This window comes from Pseudactinotalea sp. Z1739 (assembly GCF_049725055.1).
Classification (GTDB): domain Bacteria; phylum Actinomycetota; class Actinomycetes; order Actinomycetales; family Beutenbergiaceae; genus CALKWS01.
Genome location: NZ_JBMPQA010000006.1, coordinates 197,901 through 221,884, shown reverse-complemented (window position 1 = coordinate 221,884; position 23,984 = coordinate 197,901). Strand labels below are relative to the sequence as shown.

The following is a 23,984-nucleotide window of genomic DNA, read 5'->3' as shown; positions in this document are numbered from 1 at the left end:
GCGATGCCATCGCCCTTTGGGCCCGACCACACCTTGATGATGAAGTCATCCAGGACTTCCGGGTGACTAGCAGCGACTGCCCGTTCACGATCGAAGACCACCCACACCTATTGCCCCCGCGCCGCCGTGAACTCTTCGAACGTTTCACCGAGGAGACCCTCGCCCTGGACTCGGGCGTGACCCGCCACTTCCTGAAGTTGTACGTCGCGTTCAAGGCGGAGACCAACTTCGTTGATGTCGTGCCACAGAAGGCACGTCTGCGGCTAAGCCTGAACATCCCGCTCGAGGCGCTCAACGACGAAAGGAAACTGGCTAAGGATGTAAGCGGCAAGGGCCGTTGGGGCAACGGACCCACGGAAGTCAGCCTGTACGAAGACTCAGACTTCACCTACGTCATGGGTCTGGTCCGACAGGCCTACGAATTCCAGATGGGTGGCGACTGAAACACACAAGCATCATGCACTTGCCGGCCAGGGACTTGGTCGAGTAACTAGGGGCAGGGGTCCCATGCAGCGGATTCAGCGTAGGTCGGGTTCGAGGTAGATCGACATCTTCAGGGGCGCAGCCGCCCGGGCACGCTCCTCGGCGGCGTCGATCGCGCCGGCGATCTGTGCGGCGGTGTCGGTGCGGGTGACCGCGATCTTGGCGGCGACGAGGATCTGGTCGGGGCCCAGGTCCAAGGTACGCATGTGGATGACCGAATCGACCCCGTCGCCAACCAGCGCTTTCTCGATCGCGCGGTGATGTTCCGGGACCGCTGACTCCCCGATGAGCATGGAGGCCATCTCGATCGCGAGGAAGACGGCGATGATCACCAGCAGGACCCCGATCGCCGCGGTTCCGGCGGCGTCCCAGCGGCCGTCCCCGGTGAGGAGGGTCAGCCCGACTCCAGCCATCGCGAAAACCAGACCGACGAGCGCGCCGGTGTCCTCCAGGAGGATCACCGGAAGCTCTGGGGGACGGGTCTTGCGGATGTAGCGCAGCCACGGCAGCCGGCCGCGTACCTGGTTGGCTTCCTTGACGGCGGTGCGCAGCGCGAAGGCCTCCATGACGATGGCCAGGCCCAAGACGAGCGGGGGCACCCAGTGCCACGCGTCGGTGCCGTGTGGATCGGACCACTTGTGCCAGGCCTCATACAGCGCGAAGCAGCCACCGAGGGTGAACAGCACGATCGAAACGACGAAGGCGTACACGTACCGCACTCGGCCGTAACCGAACTGGTGCGTCGGGGAGGGCTGCCGCTGGGCGCGACGCCCACCGATGAGCAGTAACGCCTGATTGCTGGAGTCGGCCACCGAGTGGACACCCTCGGCGAGCATCGAACTGGAACCGGTGAGGATCCAAGCAAGAAACTTTCGTCACCGCAATGCCCAGGTTGGCGACAAGCGCGGTGACCATCGCCTTGGTGCCGCCACTAGCAGCCATCGGGGCTCCCCTAGTCGAAGGGTCTCCCGCCGCAGCATAGAGCCGACTGTTTCCGAGCACGAGTGGGCACCTCGCCCCCCGGGTGACGGCCTGCGACAGTCCAGCCGCGGCGCTGGGCCGCGGTGGAGCCTTCTCATGAAGGGCGCACAAGTCACCGCGAATCGTGTGGCCACGTCCCCGCAGCCATGGAGCAATGTAGGGATTCTCAGAAGTACTGCGGTTCGACGGACTTCTGCCGTGCGAGGCGACCGCGGTGGCTGCCGCCGGTTCCGCGCTGCGCCCGGAGGATGTGGTGGCCTGGCGCCAGGACCTCATCGACACCCACCGGGTGCCCCTGTGCGCGATCGAGTTGTCCCGGGAGCGTCTGGAGGCCGCGGACTGCGAGGAGTCAGCGGGTCGTCGTCGTACCGCTGCTGCCCCTGGCCTTGGCCCGCAGCCAGAGGAACACTCCGGTTCCCACGAACAAGATGATGCCGATGAGGGTGAGCCACAGCAGGCCCTCGATGATCGCGCCGATCACCGACACCACGAGCCACAGCACGAGCAGGAAAATCAGGAAGCCAATCATGAATGGGACGGTAGCAACACCGGGCTGCACCGGCATGTTGAGCCGTGGTGTAGGGGTGATCGGGCGTATCCAAAGTCGGGGCCCAATCTGCCTCGGAATTCATGTTCTGAAATCCATCGAGAAGTCCGGGCGCAGGAGTATGCTCCGGCTCATCGCAGCCTGCGAGTATTCGGAGGTGATGAGGTGAATCGATGGTTACCGATTCTCGTCGCCCAAGTTCCCGCACGAAACCCCGCCACGGCCACCAGCGAACTCGGCGATGAGGTTTCCGAACTTCTCAAGGACTTTCCCGAGACCAGGCTTCTGCTATATCCCGAATATCACACGTGTGAAGTCTCGGGGGATCCGTAAGAGCGCGCCGCCCTGTACGCCGAACTGGCAGAACCGCTCGAGGGTCCCCGGGTGCGGGAACTAGCCGCGATCGCCCGGGCGAACGCTGTGTGGCTGTTCCCGGGGACGATTATCGAAAGCGGGCCGTCCGGTGAGGTGTACAACACCGCCATCCTGCTGAGTCCTGCGGGTGAGGTGGTCTGCTCCTACCGAAAGATATTCCCGTGGCGCCCGTTCGAACCATTCACCTCCGGGTCCACGATGGCTGTGGGAGACATCCCGGATGTGGGACGCATCGGGTTGAGCATCTGCTACGACATCTGGTTTCCGGAGGTGGCTCGCCACCTGGCCTGGATGGGGTCAGACGTCATCTTGTGCCCGGCACAAACGAGCACGTCCGACCGTGAACAAGAACTGATCCTGGCCCGCGCTACCGCGATCCAGAACCAGACGTTCGTGCTGAGCGTGAACGCCTCCGCTCCCCATGGAACCGGTCGAAGCATCATCGTCGACCCCGAGGGGATCGTCCGCTCCCAGGCACCGAGTGAAGCACCGGCCTTCCTGACCGACGTCCTCGACCTCGGCGCCGTCGCACGGGTCCGCAGGTACGGCACTGCCGGCCTCAACCGCATGTGGGATCAAGTCCGCACGGACGACGCCGAGATCCCACTACCTCTCTATAACGGATCGATCAGCGCACAGCGCTGGCGGCCGCACTCTTCACGAGATTAGGAGAGCAAAGTGACCACGCCCAAACTCGAACGGACCGTGACTCTGTGGCCGATGGTCCTTTTCGGTCTTGCCTACATCACGCCTTTCATCGTTCTGACCACATTCGGCGCGTTCTCGGAGGTCAGCGGGGGCATGCTCGCCGGCAGCTACGCGTTGACGACCATCGCGATGATCTTCACCGCGATCAGTTACGCGAAACTTGCCAGAGAGTTCCCGGTATCGGGTTCCGCCTATACCTACGCACGCCGCGCGATCGGGCCCCGCACAGGATTCATGGTGGGGTGGGCGATCCTGTTGGACTATTTCTTCCTGCCCATGGTCGTCTGGTTGATCGGCACCGCCTACCTGACCGCCGAATTCCCCGGCGTTCCCGGTTGGGTGTTCCTGCTCGGCTTCATCCTGCTCACCACGATTCTCAACGTCATCGGCATCAAGGTCGCGACCCGGGTGAACCTGGCGCTCATCAGTTTCCAGGTTCTGGTGCTTCTATTCTTCGTCGGGCTATCGCTGCGCCGGGTCTTTGCTGATCCTGATCTGGCCGTCACCACTGAACCGTTCTGGAACGCGGATGTGGGTCTGACGCCGCTGGTAGCCGGAGCGGCGCTGGCGGCGTACAGCTTCATCGGTTTCGACGCCGTCAGCACATTCTCCGAAGAAGCGGTGGACCCGAAACGAACTGTGCCCCGTGCCATCATCTTGACCGCCGCGATCGCCGGTGCCGTGTTCGTCGCCGTGGCTTTCGTGGTCCAACTGGTCAGCGCCGGAGCGACATACCCCGACCCGGACAGCGCTGCTCTGGATATCGCCCGGACGATCGGCGGTGACCTGTTCGGGGCGGTGTTCCTCGCAACCGTCATCGTGGCGCAGTTCACCGCCGGCATACCCATTCAAGCGGCCGGCTCCCGACTGCTGTTCGCGATGGGTCGCGACGGGGTGCTCCCGCGCAAGATCTTCGGCTACGTCTCCCCCCGGTTCCGGACGCCGGTGTTCAACCTCGCGCTCACCGGCGCCGTCGGTCTCGTCGCGGTGTTCCTCGATGTGACCACCTCCACGTCCTTCATCAACTTCGGCGCCTTCACCGCCTTCGCCTTCGTCAACATCTCCGTGATCGTTCTATTCATGCGGCAACGCCACGAGAAGCACCGGAACGTCCTCAGTTGGACGCTCCAGCCACTGCTCGGCCTTGGGGTGATCACGTGGCTACTGGTCAATCTCGACGTCAACGCGCTGACGATCGGGGTGATCTGGCTCGTCCTCGGGTTCGCGTGGCTCCTCATCATGACGAGGGGCCTACGGCGGGAGCCGCCCGAGGTGAGGCTGGAGGAGGTCGTAGCCGACGCGTGATGACGCTGGTATACACGTCCAGTGCCTTCACGAAGCGTGAGGTCGACAGGGACGACGACCATCGCGCGCGGCTCGCCGCACCCAGACTCCGTACACAAGCATGGAACCGGTCCCTGACGGCGTTAAGGAGCAGGTCAGGAGCGGCCGCTCAGAGCCGCAGCAGCAACCGGAGAACCCGCTCCACCTCAGACATCACCGCGATGTCAGCACGGCCCAAACGATGCACCATCCGAGCCGTGCTGAGGGTACGCGGCTGCTCTGCCTGCACGTAACTGGTCTCATCCAGGCCCGATGAGCCCGGAATGATCTCCACGCGCGTGGGGTAGCCCCGTCTCGACCGGGTGATCGGGCAGAGCGTCACCAGCCCATAGCGGTTGGCGGGATCATCGGAGACGACGAGGGCGGGCCGATGGTAGGCAGCCTCGCGGCCGATCGGGTCGCCGAGGTCTACCAGCCACACATCGTGACGAAGAGGGGTTTCAGCCACGCCGGGATCCATCGCGCGCGGTCGCCGCATCCCACAGCGCGTTCTCCTCGGCCTGGTCGGCTGCCACTTCCGGATCGACCCGTTCCGCGGCCGCCGCTGCCCCATAGTCAGCCCAGAAGAGGGCCCGCTCGTACTCCTCCAACGCCCGGCGCACGACTTGCTCGGCAGTCTGACCGGTTCGTGCACCGACGTCATTGACCCGGTCGCGAGTCTGCTTGCTGAGTTTGATCGTGGTCACCACGCACTGAGTATACGTGTATGAGAATTCTGCGTATACCTTGCGCACACTCAGGGCCGTGGCGAGAGTGAAGTCAACGTCCCACGCTTCGCGCCGTATGCAGGCTCCCACCCGGTGTCCTCTCGGATAGATGACTGCACCCCTTGAGGCTGCTGACTGGCGCTGAGAATGTAGGGAGTTCGCTGATGGCACCTGGGGAGCGGCGGATCGATCGCTGGGCACGTTCAGTGTGGGCGTCCGGCATCCCCTCAGGGGTCGAGCGCCGGGTACTGCTGGAGAGTCCGCACGCCACGCAGCCCGGGTTCTGGAAAACTCCGCCGGGTGTGGTGTTGGTGATCGTGCTCGTTGTCTTGTTGACGATGGTGCCTGTGTGCGCAACCGGACCTTGCAGACCTTGGCGGACCGAAGCCTCCTCGCGCTCGAGATCGTCGACCGCGCACTAGGTGTTCCCCTCGGTGAACTGCACACCTTGGATGATGAAGCAGAAGCGCTAAGGCCTGACCCCTGAGGGATGAGTTACCCGCGAAGTGGGTTCACAATGCGCACTCCGCGCAACGTCGCCCCCTCAGGGAAGTCTTCACTCCCCCGCGGCGTCGCCAGAGCGCGCCAGGCGCGTTGTTGGCGGTCCGGATCAGATTCGTCGAAGGGATAAGCGAGTCGTGTCCAGGAATGCCCCACGAGATGCGCCGACCGTCGTAGAGGTCCTCTCGAGACCATCCACGGCCCCCAGACGACCCGCTCATCGACTTCGACAGTTCCAGAAGCCGAGTCACCGTGCGTTGTTGGCGATCGTCCTCATCGTCCTGGGCGTACTTGCGCAGTTGGTCAGCAGGGTAAGCGTTCACGGACTCCCCGCGCTCGAGAGCACGGATACGGGCGCGCTTGAGCGTCTCGTCGTCGACCGTGATCGTCAAGTCACCACTCACGTCAGGGTAGCCCTGATGTCGTGTAGCACGAGGCCCGACGAGTTGGAGGGCGCCAGGCGCTTTGGGCCCCAGGCAGTCGTGACCAGCCCGCCGGCGGCGCATGAACCCTGCGAGGTGCGTACGCCGCAGTATGATGAACTCATACTGAGGAGGAACCATGGCAGTCCGTAAGGTGGCGATCACTCTCCCTGAAGAACTCTATGAACTCGTCGAGCGCGCCCGGGCAATCGAGCATCGAAGCCGCTCGGAGGTCGTCCAAGAGGCTCTTCGTACCCACTTCGGCGAACCGACTTACCGGCCGACCGAGGCCGAACGTGCCCAACTCCTCGCGGCCCTTGATGCGATCCAAGCCGACCCGCAATCAGTGCGTGAGTGGTCGGAGGTTCGCAACGACCTTCGTCAGCACAGGTGAAGGTTCACATCACCAGGGACGCCGAGAGCGACCTCGTAACGGCCCGTCGCTACTACGCGGCGATCGACTCGGCGCTGGGCGAGCGCTTCTTGGATGATTTCGACGCTGTGATCGACCGTCTCGCCGTGTTTCCCGACGGCGCTCCTCCGGTTGAGGGTGTCACCGTGCTGCGGCGAACTCGGATGCGCCGGTTCCCGTACGGCGTCTTCTACACCCGTGCTGGAGAAGCGGAACTGATCGTCGTGCGTGTGCTGCACACCAGACGCGATCAACCCGCCGCCCTTGAAGGCCCGCCCGCCTGATCGCCGCAAACGGGCCTCCCACCGTTATCGGTCACCAATCGGAGTCATCACCCCATAAACTCCCACGTCCCACACCCCTGGCTGCTGAATCCAGCATCACTCCCCTGGATCGTGACCGTCGAAGGGCCCGACGTGAAGTCGTTGGAGATGATGTCGCTGAACTCACCGGAGAATCCGGAGAGCCGCTCCCAATAGCATCCGCTACCGCCGTCGGTGCGGTAGGTGCCCGGCTCAATGTCCTCGCCGACCCGCCAGGTGCCGTTCCCGAATGAGTCGCTCGGCTCCGCCGCTTCGGCGGCGGCCTCAGCCTCGGCCTCCGCGGCAGCCTGCGCTTCTTGGCTCTCCGCCTCCATGGCTTCCACGCGCTCCAGCGCCTCGTCACGCTCGGTCCTGGCAGCGGTGATCTCGCCCGCGATTTCGTCCCGCTCCGCGGCTACGGACTCGAGGTCGGCGGCCACACTGTCACGATCGGCCTCCGTCTCCTCCAGTTCCGTGACAAGCGCGTCCCGCTCGGCCTCGACATCTGCCACTGCGGCCTCGATCTCGGCATCGAGATCCCCCGTCGGCGTGATCTCCTCTGTGTCCCCTCCGGCGCCCGCAGCAACGCCGATAGTGAACGCAAGCACACCCACGATCACGGGCGTCAGCCAGCGGCGCAAGCGTCCCTTGCGAGGCGGCGCTGGAGCATCGGTCCCTACCCCCGAGGCGCCATCGGCAGTCGGACTCTCATCGAACTGTGGGTCCGGGGAGTAGGAGTAATCCTGGTAAGGGTCATTCGTCATCGTTCTTGTCCTTTCAATCGATCGTGATCATCAGGTTCAGACCCGAGTTCGGGTGATAGGTCCAGGTGGCGGTGTAGACGTCCCAGGAGTCACTCACGCGTCCGTCAAGAGCCCGCGTTGCGGCGATCTGGGTGGTAACGCGGGTCGGCACGTCCAGGGCAGTGAAGGCACACAGCACTTCGAGGTAATCCATGCCGAGGGAGTTCTCCTCCCCGGCGGTCTGCAGGAGCAGGGTGCGGCCCTCATCGGCCAGTTGCGCGCCGAGGTCTTCTTCAAACCCACAGCGCTCGTAGGCGGCTTCCAGCGCAGTAGGCGCCGGGGGCCGGCTCTGCCAGTAGGCGGTACCCGCCAAGACGAGTACCACCACCGCGATTCCGAGCAGACCGATCAAACGCCACCGACGGCGCTTTCCCCTTTCCTGCTCGGCAGCCAGAATCGCCTCAACCGAGTAGCCCTGCCCAGCAGCGGGCCCTTCTCGCCGCGATTCGGTATCCATCGCGATCAGAACCGGGGAAGTTCGAGCAGGTTGTTGGACTCCCGCCCGTCGGCAACGGTGGTGATGTAGCGCAGCCCGTTCACCGAGGTAGCCACGACCACCGGCGCCTGCGCACCCGTTGCGTCGTTGTGGCTGCGGTACTGCTGGCCGGCCAAGATCCCGGCGACGGTTTCCGCCAGGGTCGCGGTGCGCAAAGTGCCGGTGGTGGCGAACGAGAACTGCACCGCGGTGATGTGACGGTTAAGGGTGCCCGGATCTTCCAGGCGAACCTTACGGATATACATCATCGAGAACCTCCTGTTAACGGGAGAACTGATCTGCCCTCCGCTGGTCTCCAGGAACGTAGAGCGACGTTCACTCGCATTTCCAACACCATGGCGATAAGCCCCCTTATCGCCTGGATAGCGCCCGGTGTCTGCATCCATCGCTACGGTGAAGTCATCGCCCATCGACCGACAGGAGACCGCCATGGCACCCAGCCCCGCACCAGGCGCGGAGGAGCCTCAGCCACCGGCTGCTCTGTTGTCGATGTCCGGCATCGCTCGGCTGGCCAAGGTCCGCCGGCCGGTGGTGACGATCTGGCGGCGGCGCAAGGCCCAAGGCCCGGACCCGTTCCCCGCGCCGGTCAACCCCGGCCACCCGGAACTGCAGTTCGACGCTACGGAGATCGCCGCATGGCTCACCCGTACCGGCCTGGGCAACAACGCCAGTGCCCAGGAGGACCTCGCCGCCCACGTCCGTCCGGGCCCCGCGCACCTGAGCGCCGACTTCGACGCGGCGGTCGCCGCCCTCCTCACCCTGACCACGCTCACCGGCGCCTCCCTGACCGAGACCGTCCCCACGGAACTCCTCGACCTCGCCGACGACGTCGATCCCCATGACGAGTTCTGTTACCGCGAAGTCGAGGCCGCCCACCAGAACCCCGAACTGGTCTCCCACGCCGAGCAGGTTGCCGATGCGTCCTACTCGGCGGCCAACGCTCTGGAGCAGTCGCTGCAGGAAGCACGACGGCGCGCACCGAACCTCCCGGACGTGCTCTCCCGTCCGGCACTGAGGTTGCTGGCCGATCTGGCAATTGCGCTGCATGAGGGAGACGACGGCGAGATGCACTTCGCCGATCCGTTCCCGCAGGCGGGTGACCTGTTGGCGGCGGTCCGCGAGCGCCTGCCTGAGCACATCCCAGCGGTCGCACACACTCCCGAGGTGACCACCGCCGTCGGACGGAACACCCTCCGGCGATTGCTGTCGGGCGGGTGGGGACGACGGCGACTGTCCGGAGAACTCGGCGCGGCACCGTCCGCCGTGGTGCTGACCCAGGTCGATCACGAGGACGACCCGCGAGGCTCCGCGCTGCACCTGTTGCGACAGATCGATGACATCGCCTTGGAAATGCACGCCGGTCAGCGTGCCGTGATCGTCGGCCCGGCCCAGGTACTGATTGACGAACTGGCCGACCGGGAGGCGGACAACCTGCGCGCGCATCTGCTCCGGCTGGACCGGGTTCGCTCCATCATCCGGTTGCCCGCCGGTAGCGTCCCGCGGCGCCACAACCGAGCCATGGCGGTGTGGGTACTGGGGGCCACGCACCCCGGCGTGCCCGCCGAGCGGCGCTGGACCACCGTCTGCGACCTTACCGACCGCGGCCTCACCCCAGCGTTGTGCATTGACGTCGTCAACGACACGCTGGCTGCGATGGGCGATGAGCAGACCGTACGTTCCCACGCGTTCCACTACTCCCGCCGGGTCGCGGCACGCTCCGTCATCGCAGCCCACGGCCCACTGATCCCCGGCCCCACCACCGCTCCCCCACGGCCGGCGACATCCGGCTCCCACACCGCGGCGCGCCTGATGACCCTGGCCGAGCGCCTCGATAGCGAACCAGCCCAGCCGCTCGCGCCCGCTGTTCGCGTCTTTCACGCAAGCGCGCCGACCACGCGGCGGCCCAGTACGCACGAGACCATCGAGCACTGGCTGGACCGAGGTGATCTGGAACTGATCCCCGGCCACCGCCTCAGCGGCGAACCCACCGACGAAGCCGGTGTCCCCGTGCTGGGCGCGGACCAGATAATGGACGGCAGCCTGGCCCCTGCTCAGGTTCACATCGACCTGCTCACCCTGGCCGAGGACTACCCCGCCGCGCACTTGAGCGAACCTGGTGACGTCATCCTCACCACCACCGGCGGGCTCCGTGCCGCCGTCGACCATGAGGGCAGCGCCCTCGTCACCTACCCCGCGCGCATCCTGCGGCCAACAGAAACACTCGACCCACACCTACTCGCCCGCGCGCTCAACCGTCACGGAGCCACCGGCGGTCGGGCTTGGCGGTCAGTGACACTGCGCCCGGTTCCGGAATCCCAACGCAAGGCGCTGCGCGAGGCGATGGCCGCAGTGGACAATGCACACAGACACGCTCATGCCCGCATTGCCGCACTGAAGGAACTCCGGGACGACTTGCTCGACGGCATCGCCGCCCGGGTTCTGCAGTTCGACACCCCCACGACAGCCCCACCGGAAGGACACTAGGACGTGCCACCCAAGCGCAAGGCCGCCGAAGCCTCGGCAGCCAATTCGGTCAAGGGACCGAGTTCGATGAAGGAACTCAAGGACACCCTGTGGAAGGCCGCGGACAAACTCCGCTCCTCCATGGATGCCTCGCAGTACAAGGACGTGGTGCTGGGGCTGGTGTTCCTCAAGTATGTCTCGGATGCCTTTACCGAACGTCGTGAGCAGATCAGCGCCGAACTGCTCGATCAAGCCATCCCTGAGGACCAGATCGACACCTTCACCGATGACATCGATGAGTACACCGGCCACGGAGTGTTCTGGATCCCGGCCACGGCGCGCTGGGACTACTTGGCCACCAACGCCAAGGGTCTACCCGCTTCCGGCGCCGAACTGGCTCGCTCTATCGGCGAACTGGTCGATGACGCCATGGAACTCATCATGGGCGCCAACCCCAGCCTGCGCGGCACCCTGCCGCGGATCTATAACCGCGACAACGTGGACCAACGCCGCTTGGGTGAATTGATCGACCTGTTCAACACCGCCCGGTTCACCGGCCACGGGGCCACCAAGGCCCGGGACATTCTGGGCGAGGTGTATGAGTACTTCCTCGGCAAGTTCGCGGCCGCCGAGGGCAAGCGTGGCGGGGAGTTCTACACGCCCCCGGATGTGGTGCGCGTGCTGGTGGAGGTACTCGAGCCCTACTCCGGTCGGGTTTATGACCCGTGCTGCGGATCGGGCGGCATGTTCGTGCAGACCGAGAAGTTCCTGCAGCGCCACGACACCGACCGCACCGCGATCTCCGTCTACGGCCAGGAGTTGAATGACCGCACCTGGCGCATGGCGAAGATGAACCTCGCTATCCACGGCCTCAACGCCAACCTCGGTCCCAAGTGGGGGGACACCTTCGCCCGCGACCAGCACCCGGACATCGAGATGGACTACGTGCTGGCCAATCCCCCGTTCAACATCAAGGACTGGGCCCGTTCGGAGGAGGACTCCCGCTGGGTCTACGGCGTGCCACCGGCCAACAACGCCAACTACGGCTGGATCCAGCACATCCTGTCCAAACTCAGCCCCCGCGGGTCTGCGGGTGTGGTGATGGCCAACGGGTCGATGTCCTCGAACTCCGGCGGGGAGGGCAAGATCCGCGCCCAGATCGTCGAGGCGGACCTGGTCTCCTGCATGGTCGCGCTGCCGACCCAGTTGTTCCGCTCCACCGGCATCCCGGTCTGCCTGTGGTTCTTCGCTAGAGACAAGACCGCCGGCCCTGGTGGTGCAACCGACCGGACCGGCGAGGTGCTGTTCATCGACGCCCGGAACTTGGGCCACATGATCGACCGCGCCGAACGCGAACTGCGCGAGGAAGACATCGCCCAGATCGCCGACACCTTCCACGCCTGGCGGGGCACCGAATCAGCGACGACGGCGGGCCTCACCTATGAGGACGTGCCGGGCTTTGCTTACTCGGCCACCTTGGGCGAGATCAAGGAAGCGGACTACACACTCACCCCGGGCCGGTACGTCGGCGTCCCTGAGGTGGAGGACGACGGCGAGCCGCTGGAGGAGAAGATCGATCGTCTGACGACGGAGTTGCTCGAGCAGTTCGAAGAGTCGTCGCGGTTGGAACAGGTCGTACGCGAGCAGTTGGGCAGGGTCAGATAATGGCCTGGGCGACACGCAAACTCGGAGAACTCACCTCAAAGATCGGCTCTGGAGCCACGCCCCGTGGCGGCAGTACGGTGTACCGTCCATCCGGCACGACATTCATCCGTTCGCAGAACGTACACGACCACAAAATGCGCCTTGAGGACGTGGCCTACATCGATGATGACTCAGCGGCGGCCCTATCATCCGTAGCAGTGAGTCCAGGGGACGTCCTTATAAACATTACGGGCGACTCAATTGCTAGGACTTCATTAGTCGATCTAAAGGCCCTACCCGCTCGGGTGAGTCAACACGTGGCCATCCTCAGGCCCACAGATGAACTTGATAGCCGGTACCTGCAGAAGTTCCTGACAAACCCCTCCTTCAAGGATCACCTTATTGCGATTAGTTCCGGAGGAACTCGGAAAGCACTAACCAAAGCGACTCTAGAATCACTGAATATCGCGCTACCACCGTTAGCCGTGCAACGGGCGATCGCGGAGGTGCTGGGCGCCCTCGACGACAAGATCGCCGCCAACCACCAGTTGACTGCGCGATCACGCAGCCTGATTTCGGCCCTGTATCGGAGTGCGCTTGCTCAGGCGCCCATCCGACACGGACGCTTCTTAGAATACTTCCAGGTTACTTATGGTTCAGCGTTTAAAGGCGAGAACTTTAGCGATATAGGCATTGGTCGACCACTCATGAGAATCCGGGACCTTCGCACCCACACTCCCCAGACATGGACGACAGAAACTCGGAGCGATGAAACAATCATCACGCCCGGCGAGATCGTGGCTGGCATGGACGCTGAGTTCACGCCGACAATATGGCTCGGCGAGAATGCCATCCTCAATCAACGTATGTGCCGACTCCGAACTGATCATTCAAACGCACTTACACTTGAAGCAGCTCGCGAACCCTTGAGTTATATTGAGAGCCACAAGACAGGCACGACGGTTATCCACATGAATAAACGCGACCTACAATCCACGGCTGCAACTCTTCCGGGCAAGGACGCTGCGCACGAGTTCGATCAGAAGTGCTCACCGCTACTCGAACTTATCGTGAGCCGTCACATCGAGAATCGTGCACTCGCGGCCACTCGCGACGCACTTCTTCCCGCACTCATGTCGGGCAAGTTGCGCGTGAAGGATGCCGAGCGTCAGGTCGAGGCGGTGGTGTAAACGTGCGGTTCTCGGAGGATGACTTGGAGCAACTCGCCGTCGACGTCCTGGGCGAACTCGGTTGGAAGCCGGTCGCTGGCACCGCCATCGCCCCCGGCGCTACCACCGAGCACGGAGAGGGTGAGCGCCACACCTGGGACGAACTGCTCATCCGTCCCCGGCTGCGCGCTGCGCTGCACCGCCTCAACCCGGACGTCCCGCGCGTCTACCTGGACCAGGCCCTCGACGTCATAGGCTCGGCCACGTCACAGGATGCGATCACCGAGAACCAGCGCATCCACACCATGCTCACCGACGGGTTCCGCGGGATGTCCTACGTCGACTCCGACGGTGTGGAGCAGAACCCCACCATCCGCCTGGTCAGCGCTGAACCTGCGCACAACGACTGGCTCGCTGCTCGCCAGGTCACCATTACCAGCGGCGAGACGACCCGCCGGTTCGACGTCGTGCTTTACCTCAACGGCATGCCCGTGGGCATCGTCGAACTCAAGCGTCCAGGTGCCGCACATGCTGATACAGCCGCTGCTCACGCCCAACTGCAGACCTACCTGCGGGAGTTCCCGCTCGCGTTCCGCTTCGCCGTCGTCTCGATCATTTCCGATGGAGTGACCGCTCAGTACGGCACTCCGTTCACCCCGCTGAACCACTACTCCCCCTGGAATGTGACCGAGGAGGGTGACTCGCTGACCGCAGCGTCGCCGTCGTCCGCTTCTGACGACACCTCCACGGGGTTGGACCGTGTGCTGCATGGGCTGTTCCCCCCGGAGCGGTTCCTGGAGTTCCTCACCCGCTACGTCGCCTTCGACAGCACCGAGGAAGGGCTGATCAAGCGGGTCGCGAAACCGCACCAGTTCTTCGCCGTCGGGAAGGCCGTGGCCAAGACGCTGCAGGCGGTGGCCTCCGACGGCAAGGCCGGGGTGGTGTGGCACACCCAGGGGTCGGGCAAGTCGATGGAGATGGAACTGTATGCCAACCAGGTGCTGCGGATCCCCCAGTTGCGCAACCCGACCATCGTGGTCATCACCGACCGCACCGAACTGGACGGGCAACTGTATGAGACCTTCAACCGGTCCATGCTGCTACCGGAGAAGCCGGTCGCAGTGCGTCGCCGGGAGGAGTTGCGCAGCGAGCTGCAGAACCGGATCACCGGAGGCACCTACTTCACCACGTTGCAGAAGTTCGGGCTGAACCAGGCCGAGCGCGAGTCCGGCGCGGTGCATCCGTTGCTGTCGGACCGGCGCAACATCATCGTCATCGTCGATGAGGCGCACCGATCCCACTACGACAACCTGGACGGGTACGCCTGGCACCTGAAGAACGCCCTCCCGCGAGCGACGCTGATCGCGTTCACTGGCACGCCGGTGTCTTTCGCTGATCGCAACACCCGTGAGGTGTTCGGTGACTACATCGACATCTACGACCTGACTCGCGCCGTGGAGGACGGGGCCACGGTGCCGGTGCATTTCGAAAGCCGGCTGATCAAGGTGGATCGGGCCGATGAACTCTCGGCCGAGGACATCGACCGCGCTGCCGACGAGGCCACCGAGGGGCTGGACGACGCCGAACGCGACCGCATCGAGAAGACCGTCGCGGTGATCAATGCGCTCTATGGCGCGCCGGCACGGATTCAGACGCTGGCGGCGGATCTGGTGGCGCACTGGGAGCGGCGCCGGGAGGCCATGTTCGAAGCACTGGGGACCGAGGAGAATCCGCGCACCCCGGGTAAGGCGATGATCGTGGGAGCAACGCGGCAAATCTGCGCGGATCTGTATGCGGCGATCGTGGCGCTGCGGCCGGAGTGGCACAGCGAGGAGGACCACGCCGGGAGGATCAAGGTGGTGTACTCCGGTAGCGCCACCGATCAGCCGCCGGTGTCCTTGCACGTTCGGCGGGATTCGCAGAACAAGGCGGTTAAGAACCGGCTGCGGGATCCCGATGATGAGTTGGAACTGGTCATCGTCAAGGACATGATGCTCACCGGCTTCGATGCGCCGCCGCTGCACACATTGTATCTGGACCGGCCGCTCAAGGGCGCGCTGTTGATGCAGACGCTGGCGCGAGTGAACCGCACGTTCCGGGGCAAGCAGGACGGGCTGCTGGTGGCCTACGCCCCGGTGGTGGACAACCTGGCGCGGGCACTGGAGGAGTACACCGACACCGACCGGAAGGTACGGCCGCAAGGGCGGGACATCTCGGAGACCGTGGCGGTGGCCAAGGAGTTGGTGGAGGTGCTCGACGGGCTGCTGGTAGGTGTGGATTGGCGCGGACGGCTGGCTCGGCCGGGGCCGCGGGCGTATGTGGATGCCGTAGCGGCGACCGTGAACTGGCTACGCGCACCGTCCACGCCGGGGAACCAGGTTCGCGGTGATGAGGAATCACTGGCGGGTCGGTACCGGCAACTTTCTGCGCAGTTGGGCCGGGTGTGGGCGATCGCTGGACACACGGATGAGTTGGCTTCCGTGGCCGACGACGCTCGGTTCTTTGAGGAAGTGCGCGTATGGATGGCCAAACGGGACGCCGAGGACCGTCAGGCCAACGGGGAGCCGGTGCCCGAGGAAGTGCAGCGGATGCTGAACTCGTTGGTGGCTTCTTCGATCGTGTCCGAAGAGGTCATTGACATCTACGGCGCTGCCGGGATGGACAAGCCGGCGCTCAGTGACCTGGACACGGCCTTCGTCGCCAAGATGCAACAGGCGCCGAACCAGCATCTGGCGATCGAGGCACTGCGGAACATGTTGTTGGAGGAAAGCCGGACGCTGTTGGGCAACAACGTGGTGCGTCGGCAGGCTTTCTCCGAGCAGTTGCAGGAGTTGATGATCAAGTACGTCAATGCGAACCTCACCTCCGCTGAGGTCATCGCGGCGTTGATCGAGACCGCTCAGGAGTTGTCCGCCGAACCGCACCGTGGCGAACAGTTCGACCCGCCGTTGTCCGATGACGAGTTGGCGTTCTACGACGCGGTAGCGACCAATGAGTCCGCGGTACTGGAGCAGGGGCAGGACACGCTTGCGAAGATCGCGCGAGAGCTGGTGGATGTCATGCGGCGGGATGTGCGGACGGACTGGACTGTGCGTGAGGACGTGCGGGCCAAGATGCGGACGTCGATCAAGCGGCTGCTGGCGAAGCATCGCTATCCGCCGGATCAGCAGCCGGGGGCGATCAAGTTAGTGATGCGACAGATGGAGTCGTTGGCGCCGGGGTATGCGCTGAGTGGTGAGTGAGCCGACGTCAGAACTGATGACCGCCCCAGGTGGGGTGACCGAAATGAAAGAGTTAGTGCTTCGCCCAGGCAGGGAGATCTCAGATTCAGCGAACCTGCGGCTACGAAGAGCCGGGATTCTGTACCAGGAACTTATCGAGATGCTGGACCGTTGGCGATCTACGATCCTGCACTCCACCGACCCAGAGACCCAGGCGATGCTGGAGTCGGTGGTCAGCGCCCGAGGCTCCGGACCCGCCCTGGCGTTGCCTGCCGTTACAACTTCTTCGGAAAGCGCTGCTCGTTGATGGCAAGTTTCTCGAAGGCGGCGTCGATGGCGTCGATGCCGGTGACGTCCGCCAAGCGGGCCAGGTAGATGAGCAAGTCCGCCATCTCATAGGCGACCCGCTCCCGCAGTTCAGGGTCGCTCTGCACCCGCTCGTTACTGGTGGCGCCGTCGGACCACTGCAGTTCAGCGGCCAACTCCCCAGCCTCGCCGGCGATCGCCATCGCCAGGTTCTTCGCAGTGTGGAACTGTCCCAGTCCCGGTCGATGGCGAACTGGCGCACCGCCTCAACCAGATGCTCGAATTCGCGCATGCTCTGCTTTCTCGCCGGGGCCTGCGCCTAACGTAACAGGGGAGTGCTGACACGTAGGTTCGCCGCCCGGGATAGCGCCCTGGCTACGCCGTCATCTTCGTTTCGAGTTCACATCGATCAGCACGATGATGATGAGGATCGTGCCCTTGACGATCCACTGGAAGTAGGTGTCGATCCCCAGCAGCACCATCGCGTTGGAGATGATCCCGATGAGTAGTGCGGCAAGGATGACGCCGACGACGTTACCGCGCCCTCCGAAGAGGGACGTTCCGCCGAGCACCACGACGGTGATGACGTCGAAGAGCAGCGCCTCCCCCAGCGACGCGGTACCGGCCATGGTCCTGGAGGTCAGTCCGATCGCCCCGACGGCTGCGAAGACCGAGGAGAGCATGAAGCCGATCAGGGTGATGGCGCGGACATTGATACCGCTCAACCGGCTCGCTTCGGCGTTGCCACCCACGGCGTAGAAGTTCCGCCCCATCTGGGTGTGCATCGTGAACACGTAACACGCCGCCCCGATCAGCAGCATCAGGTAGATCGGGACGGGCACGGAGAACAGGTAGCCCATCCCTAGGAAGTTGAACCCGGAGGGCAGGCCGGAGATGGGCAGGCCGCGGGAGTAGAGGAAGGCCACGCCCATGAGGATGTTCATCATCACCAGCGTGGTGATGAACGCCGGCACCTTCCCCACCACCGTGACCAGCCCGTTGACCAGCCCGACGAGCGCGGCCAGCACGAGCACCAGCGCGATCGCGACGAGCAGCGGCAGATCGTTACGGGAGACCAACCCTGCCATCAGCACCGAGTACAACCCGATCGCTGAACCCACCGACAGGTCCAGATGGCCGAGCACGATCACGAAGAACTGCCCGAGCCCCACGATGGCCAGGAAGGAGATCTGGCGCATGATGTTCATCATGTTGCCGAGTTCGAAGAACCTGTCGATGAAGATCGAGCAGAGCAGAAACACGCTGAGCACCAGGAAGAAGATCATCCAGTCGCTGACGAACCCGCTGCTGCCGATTCCGTAGCGGCGGTTCTTCAGGGAGAGGCCGCCTTCGATGGCATCTCCGGTGGTAGGTGCCGTCATACCTTTGCTCCCATCAATGATTCCAAGATCTGGTCCTGATTCAGCCTGCTGCCGGAGACTTCGTCGACGATCCGCCCTTCGTACATCACGTAGATCCGGTGACATACGCCCAGGAGTTCCTCGAGTTCCGGTGACACCATCAGCACGCCTTTCCCGCGCGCCGTGAGTTCGCCGATCAGGTTGTAGATTTCCGATTTCGATCCCACATCGATCCCCCGGGTGGGCTCATCCATCAGGAAGATGTCGGTATCGGCCAGCAGCCACCGGCCGATGATGACCTTCTGCTGGTTGCCGCCGGAGAGTTTGCGCACGCCCTGGAACAGGGAGCGGTACCGCGTGCCCAGGCGTTCGAGGGTGTCATAGGCGGCCGAACGCTCTTTGCGCTCATCCATGAAGAAGAAGCCACGTTTGAATTTCTTCAGCGAGGCGATGGTGGCGTTGCGCCGCACATCGGTATGCATATTGAGGCCGAGGGTCTTGCGCTCGTCCGGCACCAGCCCCATGCCCACCCGGATCGCGTCGATCGGTGACTTGACCCGGACCTGCTCACCGCGCACCCGGATCGTGCCGCCGTCGGTCTTCATGGCGCCATAGATCGATTGCAGCAGTTCGGTCTTCCCGGCGCCCACCAGGCCGGCGATGCCCACCACCTCCCCGCATCGCAGGGTGAGGTTGACGTCGGAGAAGACCGGGGAGGACAGTCCCTGGACCTCCAGCAGGACGTCGTCCTGGTGCGGGGCGATGGTCGGGTAGATCTTGGTCAGTTCCCGACCGGCGATCATCTGGATGAGTTCGGGCTTGGTCAACTCATCGACCTGTCCACTGCCCACCTGCTTACCGTCGGTGAGTACGGTGTAGCGATCGCACAGTTCGAAGATTTCATCGAGCCGGTGGGAGATGTAGACCACGGCCAGGCCGCGTTCCTTCAGCAGCCGCACCAGCCGGTAGACGTTCTTCGTCTCCTGCTCGGGCAGCACCGCGGTCAGTTCGTCGAAGATGACCACCCGGGCATCGCGCGCCAGGGCGCGGGCCAGTTGCACGACCTGTTTGTCCGAGGTCCGCAGGCTGCGCACCGGCCGGTTCAGATCCAACTCGATCTGGAGGAACTTCATCAGTTCCTCCCCGCGCCGGCGCAGCGCCGCACGGTGCACGAACGGGCCGGTGGAGGCCAGTTGTCCCAGGAAGATGTTCTCCAGGGCGGACAGGTCCTCCACGAGCTGGAGTTCCTGGTGCACCACCGCGATGCCCCGGTCCTGGATCTCCTGCATGCTCGCCCCGGCCGGTATCGGCTCGCCCTGCACGGACACTTCACCTGTGGCCATCCGGTTCTCACCGATGATCGCCTTGATGAGGCTGGATTTCCCGGCGCCGTTCTCCCCCACGAGGGCATGACACTCTCCCGCGTGGACCTGGAAACTGACGTCGTCGACGGCTACGACGCCGGGGAACCGCACCGTGCAGTTGCGGACTTCCAACAGCACGTTCGTGGAATCGCTCATACCTGGGCGTTCCGCGCCTCGTCGTCCTGCAGCCACAACCAGCCCAGGGCCTCGATACCGGAGACGATGATGTCCTCATCGGGTGCGTCGGGGTTCTTGATGTTGTGGATCAGGCGCTTCATCTCGTGGTACGGCATCATGCAACTGCGCACCCCGGTCTGGGAGACCGGGTTGAGGTCGAAGAACATCTCCTTGGCGATCGCGAAGTCGCGTTCGTTGTGCCGGGCCACCTCATCGAGCAGGTCGGCCTTGCGGGCGGGGTCGGTCTCCTGCTCGTAGTCCAGGGCGCTGAGGACCAGGTCGTAGATGACCCGGTTGCGCCGGTGCGCGTTCTCGATCTTGGTGAAGTGCGGCAGGTAGTGCTGCAGCGCGGGTTCGGCCGCCACCTGCTCCTGGATGTCCCGGATCTGCTCCAACAGGTGCGGATGATCGCCGATCGCCTGCTGGATCTGGGGACGGTCGCCGTCGTTGATGATGTTCGCCTGGAACGGGAACGGGGTGGTGTACAACTCGATCTGACTCTCGTGGATCGTCAGGATCGACCGCAGCACGCGCAGTACCCGGGCACCCAGGTCGGGACCGAAGTGCAGGGCACAGGCCCGCTCGAAGAACTCCTCCTGGGGCATGGTCGAACCCCAGCCGTAGTTGCCGTGGGCGAACTGGTGCATGAACAGCCCGTACCACTCGAACATGAACCCGTTGATGCCGTGCACGTCATGCTCGACGCTGCCGATGTGCTGTTCGATGTCCCGTTCGATCGACATCTCGTTCGGCTCATCCTCGTACCGGATGATGTTGGAGGTGAACACCCGGTACAGCCGGCCCATCGTGGAGGTGATGGAGTTGGATTCGGAGTCCCGGCCCCAGATCCGGTGCTTGCCGAACGCCTCGACCCACTTGGTGAATTCACTGTCCGGCACGTACAGCGCCGGCGCCCAGAACAGCACGATGTCATCGGGGATGGAGGCCACCGTCTCCTCGAGCCACTCGGGGTCCTTGACCAGCGGCGGCTGGCGGAAGGCCCGGATGCCGAGCACCAGGTCGCTGCGCACGGCGCGGACGGTGTCGTAGATCTGGTTCAGCAGCCACATGTTCGCCGCGTGCTTGGCCTCCCCGGCGGATTTGGCGTTGGCGTGCCAGCGCTGGGTGCAGGCCGGGCACTCACAGAACCAGAACCCCTCCTCACTTTCCTCCAGGCTGAAGCCGTCGAAGCCCAGTTCGGCGATCTTGCGCATGGAGGCCAGGATGTAGTCGATGTTCTCCTGGTCGGACAGGCAGACCGAGTCGAAGTCGTTCAGGAAGCCCGAATCGGCCGGCGGAGTCATCCGCTTCTCCGGGTGGGCGATGGTGTACCCGCCGTTATAAGAGTTCAGACCGACGTAGGCGAAGATCGAGACGCCGAACTTGTGCGCCAGTTCGATGAATTCGGCGAGGAAGTTCTCCTCGATGTTCGGGTGGGAGTAGTCGATCTTCAGCCAGCGGTCGTTCTCGGCGTTCCAGATCTCGACCGGGATGTCCTTGAACGTGGTTTCGGGGTACTGCTCGAACTCGAAGGGCCAGTAGCCGTACATCACCATGTTCAACTGGTTGATCTTCTGGTCGATGCACTGCTGCAGGTACTGCTCCCATTCGGCGTACCCCCACAACTGCATGTCGAACCCGATCCGCCCGTAGCCGGCGTACCAGCTGAACGTCGGGGACACCGCCCGCACCGGGATGGACGGGTAGTCCACGATCCTGGTGCAGTCGAGCTGGTACCCGTCGGCCTGCCCGGTCAGGTGCTGGGTGAGGATGAGGTTCTTCAACGAGGTGAGGCCGGCGACGTACCCCTGCCGGTCCCCGTACTCGATCACAGCGTGGTCGGAGTGGACCTCCAGGATGTAGCCCTGACTGCGGAACAGATCCGGATTCTCCACCTCGACCTCAGCACGGAAGGGAACCACGCGTACCGGCAGCGTCCGGCCCGCATCGGCGGCCAAGAGCCACGGGGCGTTCCACATCCGCCTCTGCGCGATCTCCTGCATCTCCTCCCGGCTCATCTCGCCGGCGGCGGTGACGTCCAGTTCGAGAGCCTCGAAGGGCAGCGTGCGCCCCTCCTGGGTGGTCACAAGCTTCGGTTCGGGAAGCAACACAGTCATGTTCACAGTCCTTTCCAGTCGCGGGTCAGGCGGCGGCCGCCGCACGGGTGCTCCGCGCGGCGGCCGTCCGGATCAGCCCAACCAGGTCCAGTTCTGCCAGTCGTGCTCGTCGATGTTGGCCGGGGTGATGCCTTCCGGCGCCGGCAGGTCGTACTGCTCGGGCAGCGATTCGCCGTTCATGGCGAGCCAGAGCGCTTCCATCGCGGTGTAGCCCAGCACCACCGGGTCCTGCACCACTTCACCGATCCAGGCCTCGTTGCCGTCCTGGATGTGCTGGAAGACCTCCTTCTCACCGCCGATGCCGATGAAGCCCATGTCTCCGTCCCGGCCGGCACCCACGGCGGCGTTGTAGGCGCCCAGGACCGTGGCGTCGTTGTGCCCGGAGACCACGTCGATCGAAGCCTCCCGCTGCAGGACGTTCTCCATCAAGGTGTGTGAGGAGTTGCGGTCACCGGCGCCGGTGTCACCCTCGACGATGATGTTCGCGTCCGGGAACTCGGCTTCGACCACGGACCGGAAGCCTTCCAGCCGCTGCTCGGTCACCTCCCCGGAGGAGGGCACGGTGATGAACAACAGGGTCGGATCCTCGATGCCCTGCTCGAGCAGGTGGTCGACCGCGATCTGGCCGGAACTCTCGCCCAGGGCGACCATGTCGTGACCGACGAAGGTCTCCCAGATGGCATCCTCAGGATTGTCCGGCTGCTGCGGGTAGTCCCCGACGACGAACTGGATGTCCTGGGTGTTGTGCAGGTTGACCATCGTCGGAATGATCGCCTTGGAATCGGTGGGGAACACCACGATCCCGTCCGCGCCCGCTGATGCCAGGTTCTCCAGGTTCTCGATGTTGCGCTGGATGTCCTGGTTGCTGTCCTCGAACTGGAACCGGATGTTGGCGTCCGGGTTGTCCTCGGCCCAGTTCTCCATGCCCTCCTGGGCACCGAGGAACCAGGCGTACTGCAGCGTGAAGATGCTGCCGCCGATGAGGATCTCCTCGTCGCTGTCCGCTGCGGCGGTCTCGTCCTCACCTTCGGCGCTGGTCTCGTCGTCATCGCGTTCCTCGGGCACGGGGCTCTCGGTTGCTCCTGCGCAAGCGGACAGCAGGAGCGAGCCCGCGGCGAGGACGGCGATGGACTTTGCGATCCGTGGTGTCTTCATCGATACACCTTTCTGGTGAGTGGGTTCTGATGAACTGGTTCTGCTGAGCTGGTTCTGGTGAGCTGGTTCTGCGGGGGTGATGTGCAAAGTCGGATGCACGACCGGCGGCGTTGTCCTGGTCCGCTCAGGGGCGGCAGGGCTATCTCGTGATCGTCCTCATGCGCTCTCCGGATACTGCTGGACGACCACGAGTTCACCCGGCCCATGGGGTGCGTGATAGAAGTGCGGCCGATCGGCACGGAAGGTGATCAGATCCCCCACACGAAGTGTCGAATAGTTGTCCGTCAGCCCGACCTCGACTTCGCCCTGGACGCACACGACTCTCTCGACCACCCCCGGGGCGTTCCCGGGTGAATCCCGCCGAGCGCCGCGGTCCAGGGAGACGAAGGCTATTTCGATCTCACCGCGTGCCTGCCACCCGAGCAGCAGTTTGGCCTGGTGGGCCTGCCCTTCGGCGGTCAACGCCGGGGCGTCGGCGTATCGGCGCACCGCGGGCTCCTGGACGCCGCCGGGGTCGACGAACATCGCGCCCAGGGAGACGTTGAGGCTCTTGGCGATGGCCCACAGGGTGTCCAACGAGGGATTACTCGCACCGCGTTCCAGTTCGGAAATCGTCGACTTCGACACCTCGGCGGCGCGGGCCAGCGCGGAGACGGACAGGCCCCGGCGCAGTCGCCACTTCTGCAGGTTGTTCGCCACCATCGGTCGGTGTGCGCTGCGTCCACCCGCACCTGTAGCCGTAGCGCTCCAGCCGGCGTCGTCGTTCTGCGAAGCACCCATGGAGCCGTCCTCGGCCGGGGGCGGGGCTTGCATTGCGGTGCGTTCCGTCACATGCTCTCCCTTGAGTGCTGGTCGCTCGCCCCCGGTTTCCCGGTGACTGAGATTCGAGTGTCGTATCGTTCGCTAGAACGTAGTATCGTTCGGCA

At 64.3% G+C, this 23,984-nt stretch carries 22 protein-coding genes; 9 read left to right on the top strand and 13 right to left on the bottom strand.

Going from position 1 to position 23,984, the window contains the following annotated elements:
- The first annotated feature begins 62 nt into the window (after window positions 1-62).
- Window positions 63-443 carry a DUF5655 domain-containing protein gene (locus ACO0LV_RS10190; protein ID WP_424787783.1) on the top strand — a complete coding sequence of 127 codons (381 nt, stop codon included), beginning with the start codon at window positions 63-65 and terminating at the stop codon, window positions 441-443.
- A gap of 75 nt (window positions 444-518) precedes the next feature.
- Here the strand turns inward: ACO0LV_RS10190 and ACO0LV_RS10185 are convergent, their stop codons facing one another.
- Window positions 519-1,295: a cation diffusion facilitator family transporter gene (locus ACO0LV_RS10185; protein WP_424787782.1), complete on the bottom strand. Its 777-nt coding sequence runs from the start codon at window positions 1,293-1,295 to the stop codon at window positions 519-521.
- Window positions 1,296-1,813: 518 nt separating this feature from the next.
- Window positions 1,814-1,993, bottom strand: coding sequence for a hypothetical protein (locus tag ACO0LV_RS10180; protein ID WP_424787781.1), 180 nt, complete (start codon window positions 1,991-1,993; stop codon window positions 1,814-1,816).
- 363 nt (window positions 1,994-2,356) lie between these two features.
- Here ACO0LV_RS10180 and ACO0LV_RS10175 point away from each other — a divergent pair, with 363 nt between their 5' ends.
- Both ACO0LV_RS10175 and ACO0LV_RS10170 read left to right on the top strand, forming a co-directional pair.
- Window positions 2,357-3,055: a carbon-nitrogen hydrolase family protein gene (locus ACO0LV_RS10175; RefSeq protein WP_424787805.1), complete on the top strand. Its 699-nt coding sequence runs from the start codon at window positions 2,357-2,359 to the stop codon at window positions 3,053-3,055.
- Between the two features lie 9 nt (window positions 3,056-3,064).
- Entirely contained in the window at window positions 3,065-4,399 is a 1,335-nt protein-coding gene (locus ACO0LV_RS10170; RefSeq protein ID WP_424787780.1) for an APC family permease, read from the top strand.
- Window positions 4,400-4,547: 148 nt separating this feature from the next.
- Here the strand turns inward: ACO0LV_RS10170 and ACO0LV_RS10165 are convergent, their stop codons facing one another.
- Window positions 4,548-4,916: a type II toxin-antitoxin system PemK/MazF family toxin gene (locus ACO0LV_RS10165; RefSeq protein ID WP_424787779.1), complete on the bottom strand. Its 369-nt coding sequence runs from the start codon at window positions 4,914-4,916 to the stop codon at window positions 4,548-4,550.
- Complete coding sequence (locus ACO0LV_RS10160; protein ID WP_424787778.1) at window positions 4,879-5,127, bottom strand: hypothetical protein; 249 nt, start codon at window positions 5,125-5,127, stop codon at window positions 4,879-4,881. Before ACO0LV_RS10160 ends, ACO0LV_RS10165 begins: the two co-directional genes overlap by 38 nt.
- 1,080 nt (window positions 5,128-6,207) lie before the next feature.
- Between ACO0LV_RS10160 and ACO0LV_RS10155 the strand changes: the two genes are divergently transcribed.
- A complete protein-coding gene (locus ACO0LV_RS10155; protein ID WP_424787777.1) occupies window positions 6,208-6,462 on the top strand; it encodes a ribbon-helix-helix protein, CopG family in 255 nt (84 codons plus the stop codon).
- On the top strand, window positions 6,459-6,764 hold the full coding sequence (locus tag ACO0LV_RS10150; protein ID WP_424787776.1) for a type II toxin-antitoxin system RelE/ParE family toxin: 306 nt from the start codon (window positions 6,459-6,461) through the stop codon (window positions 6,762-6,764). Before ACO0LV_RS10155 ends, ACO0LV_RS10150 begins: the two co-directional genes overlap by 4 nt.
- A 47-nt stretch (window positions 6,765-6,811) precedes the next feature.
- On the opposite strand, the gene ACO0LV_RS10145 is transcribed toward ACO0LV_RS10150, so the two are convergent.
- The 3 genes from ACO0LV_RS10145 to ACO0LV_RS10135 form a co-directional block, all read right to left on the bottom strand.
- Window positions 6,812-7,402, bottom strand: a complete 591-nt coding sequence (locus tag ACO0LV_RS10145; protein ID WP_424787775.1) for a hypothetical protein — start codon at window positions 7,400-7,402, stop codon at window positions 6,812-6,814.
- A 157-nt stretch (window positions 7,403-7,559) separates the two neighbouring features.
- Complete coding sequence (locus ACO0LV_RS10140) at window positions 7,560-8,042, bottom strand: hypothetical protein (RefSeq protein ID WP_424787774.1); 483 nt, start codon at window positions 8,040-8,042, stop codon at window positions 7,560-7,562.
- 5 nt (window positions 8,043-8,047) lie between these two features.
- Window positions 8,048-8,491, bottom strand: a complete 444-nt coding sequence (locus ACO0LV_RS10135) for a DUF3892 domain-containing protein (RefSeq protein WP_424787773.1) — start codon at window positions 8,489-8,491, stop codon at window positions 8,048-8,050.
- 19 nt (window positions 8,492-8,510) lie between these two features.
- Here ACO0LV_RS10135 and ACO0LV_RS10130 point away from each other — a divergent pair, with 19 nt between their 5' ends.
- The 4 genes from ACO0LV_RS10130 to ACO0LV_RS10115 are packed head-to-tail and all read left to right on the top strand — an operon-like array spanning window position 8,511 to window position 16,599.
- On the top strand, window positions 8,511-10,565 hold the full coding sequence (locus tag ACO0LV_RS10130; protein WP_424787772.1) for a hypothetical protein: 2,055 nt from the start codon (window positions 8,511-8,513) through the stop codon (window positions 10,563-10,565).
- Between the two features lie 3 nt (window positions 10,566-10,568).
- On the top strand, window positions 10,569-12,209 hold the full coding sequence (locus ACO0LV_RS10125) for a type I restriction-modification system subunit M (RefSeq protein WP_424787771.1): 1,641 nt from the start codon (window positions 10,569-10,571) through the stop codon (window positions 12,207-12,209).
- A complete protein-coding gene (locus ACO0LV_RS10120) occupies window positions 12,209-13,378 on the top strand; it encodes a restriction endonuclease subunit S (protein WP_424787770.1) in 1,170 nt (389 codons plus the stop codon). The genes ACO0LV_RS10125 and ACO0LV_RS10120 overlap by 1 nt, the downstream gene beginning before the upstream one ends.
- A 2-nt stretch (window positions 13,379-13,380) precedes the next feature.
- Complete coding sequence (locus ACO0LV_RS10115) at window positions 13,381-16,599, top strand: type I restriction endonuclease subunit R (RefSeq protein WP_424787769.1); 3,219 nt, start codon at window positions 13,381-13,383, stop codon at window positions 16,597-16,599.
- Between the two features lie 254 nt (window positions 16,600-16,853).
- Here ACO0LV_RS10115 and ACO0LV_RS10110 read toward each other — a convergent pair whose 3' ends face one another.
- The 6 genes from ACO0LV_RS10110 to ACO0LV_RS10085 all read right to left on the bottom strand — a co-directional run bounded on the left by ACO0LV_RS10110 (window position 16,854) and on the right by ACO0LV_RS10085 (window position 23,889).
- Window positions 16,854-17,087 (bottom strand): hypothetical protein, encoded by a 234-nt coding sequence (locus tag ACO0LV_RS10110; RefSeq protein WP_424787768.1) that lies wholly within the window; start codon window positions 17,085-17,087, stop codon window positions 16,854-16,856.
- Between the two features lie 180 nt (window positions 17,088-17,267).
- Entirely contained in the window at window positions 17,268-18,266 is a 999-nt protein-coding gene (locus ACO0LV_RS10105; RefSeq protein ID WP_424787767.1) for an ABC transporter permease, read from the bottom strand.
- Window positions 18,263-19,765: a sugar ABC transporter ATP-binding protein gene (locus tag ACO0LV_RS10100; RefSeq protein ID WP_424787766.1), complete on the bottom strand. Its 1,503-nt coding sequence runs from the start codon at window positions 19,763-19,765 to the stop codon at window positions 18,263-18,265. The genes ACO0LV_RS10105 and ACO0LV_RS10100 overlap by 4 nt, the downstream gene beginning before the upstream one ends.
- A complete protein-coding gene (locus tag ACO0LV_RS10095) occupies window positions 19,762-21,903 on the bottom strand; it encodes a hypothetical protein (protein ID WP_424787765.1) in 2,142 nt (713 codons plus the stop codon). Before ACO0LV_RS10095 ends, ACO0LV_RS10100 begins: the two co-directional genes overlap by 4 nt.
- 72 nt (window positions 21,904-21,975) lie before the next feature.
- Window positions 21,976-23,058, bottom strand: a complete 1,083-nt coding sequence (locus tag ACO0LV_RS10090; protein ID WP_424787764.1) for a sugar ABC transporter substrate-binding protein — start codon at window positions 23,056-23,058, stop codon at window positions 21,976-21,978.
- Window positions 23,059-23,214: 156 nt separating this feature from the next.
- Window positions 23,215-23,889, bottom strand: a complete 675-nt coding sequence (locus tag ACO0LV_RS10085) for a helix-turn-helix domain-containing protein (RefSeq protein ID WP_424787763.1) — start codon at window positions 23,887-23,889, stop codon at window positions 23,215-23,217.
- Between the last annotated feature and the right edge of the window lie 95 nt (window positions 23,890-23,984).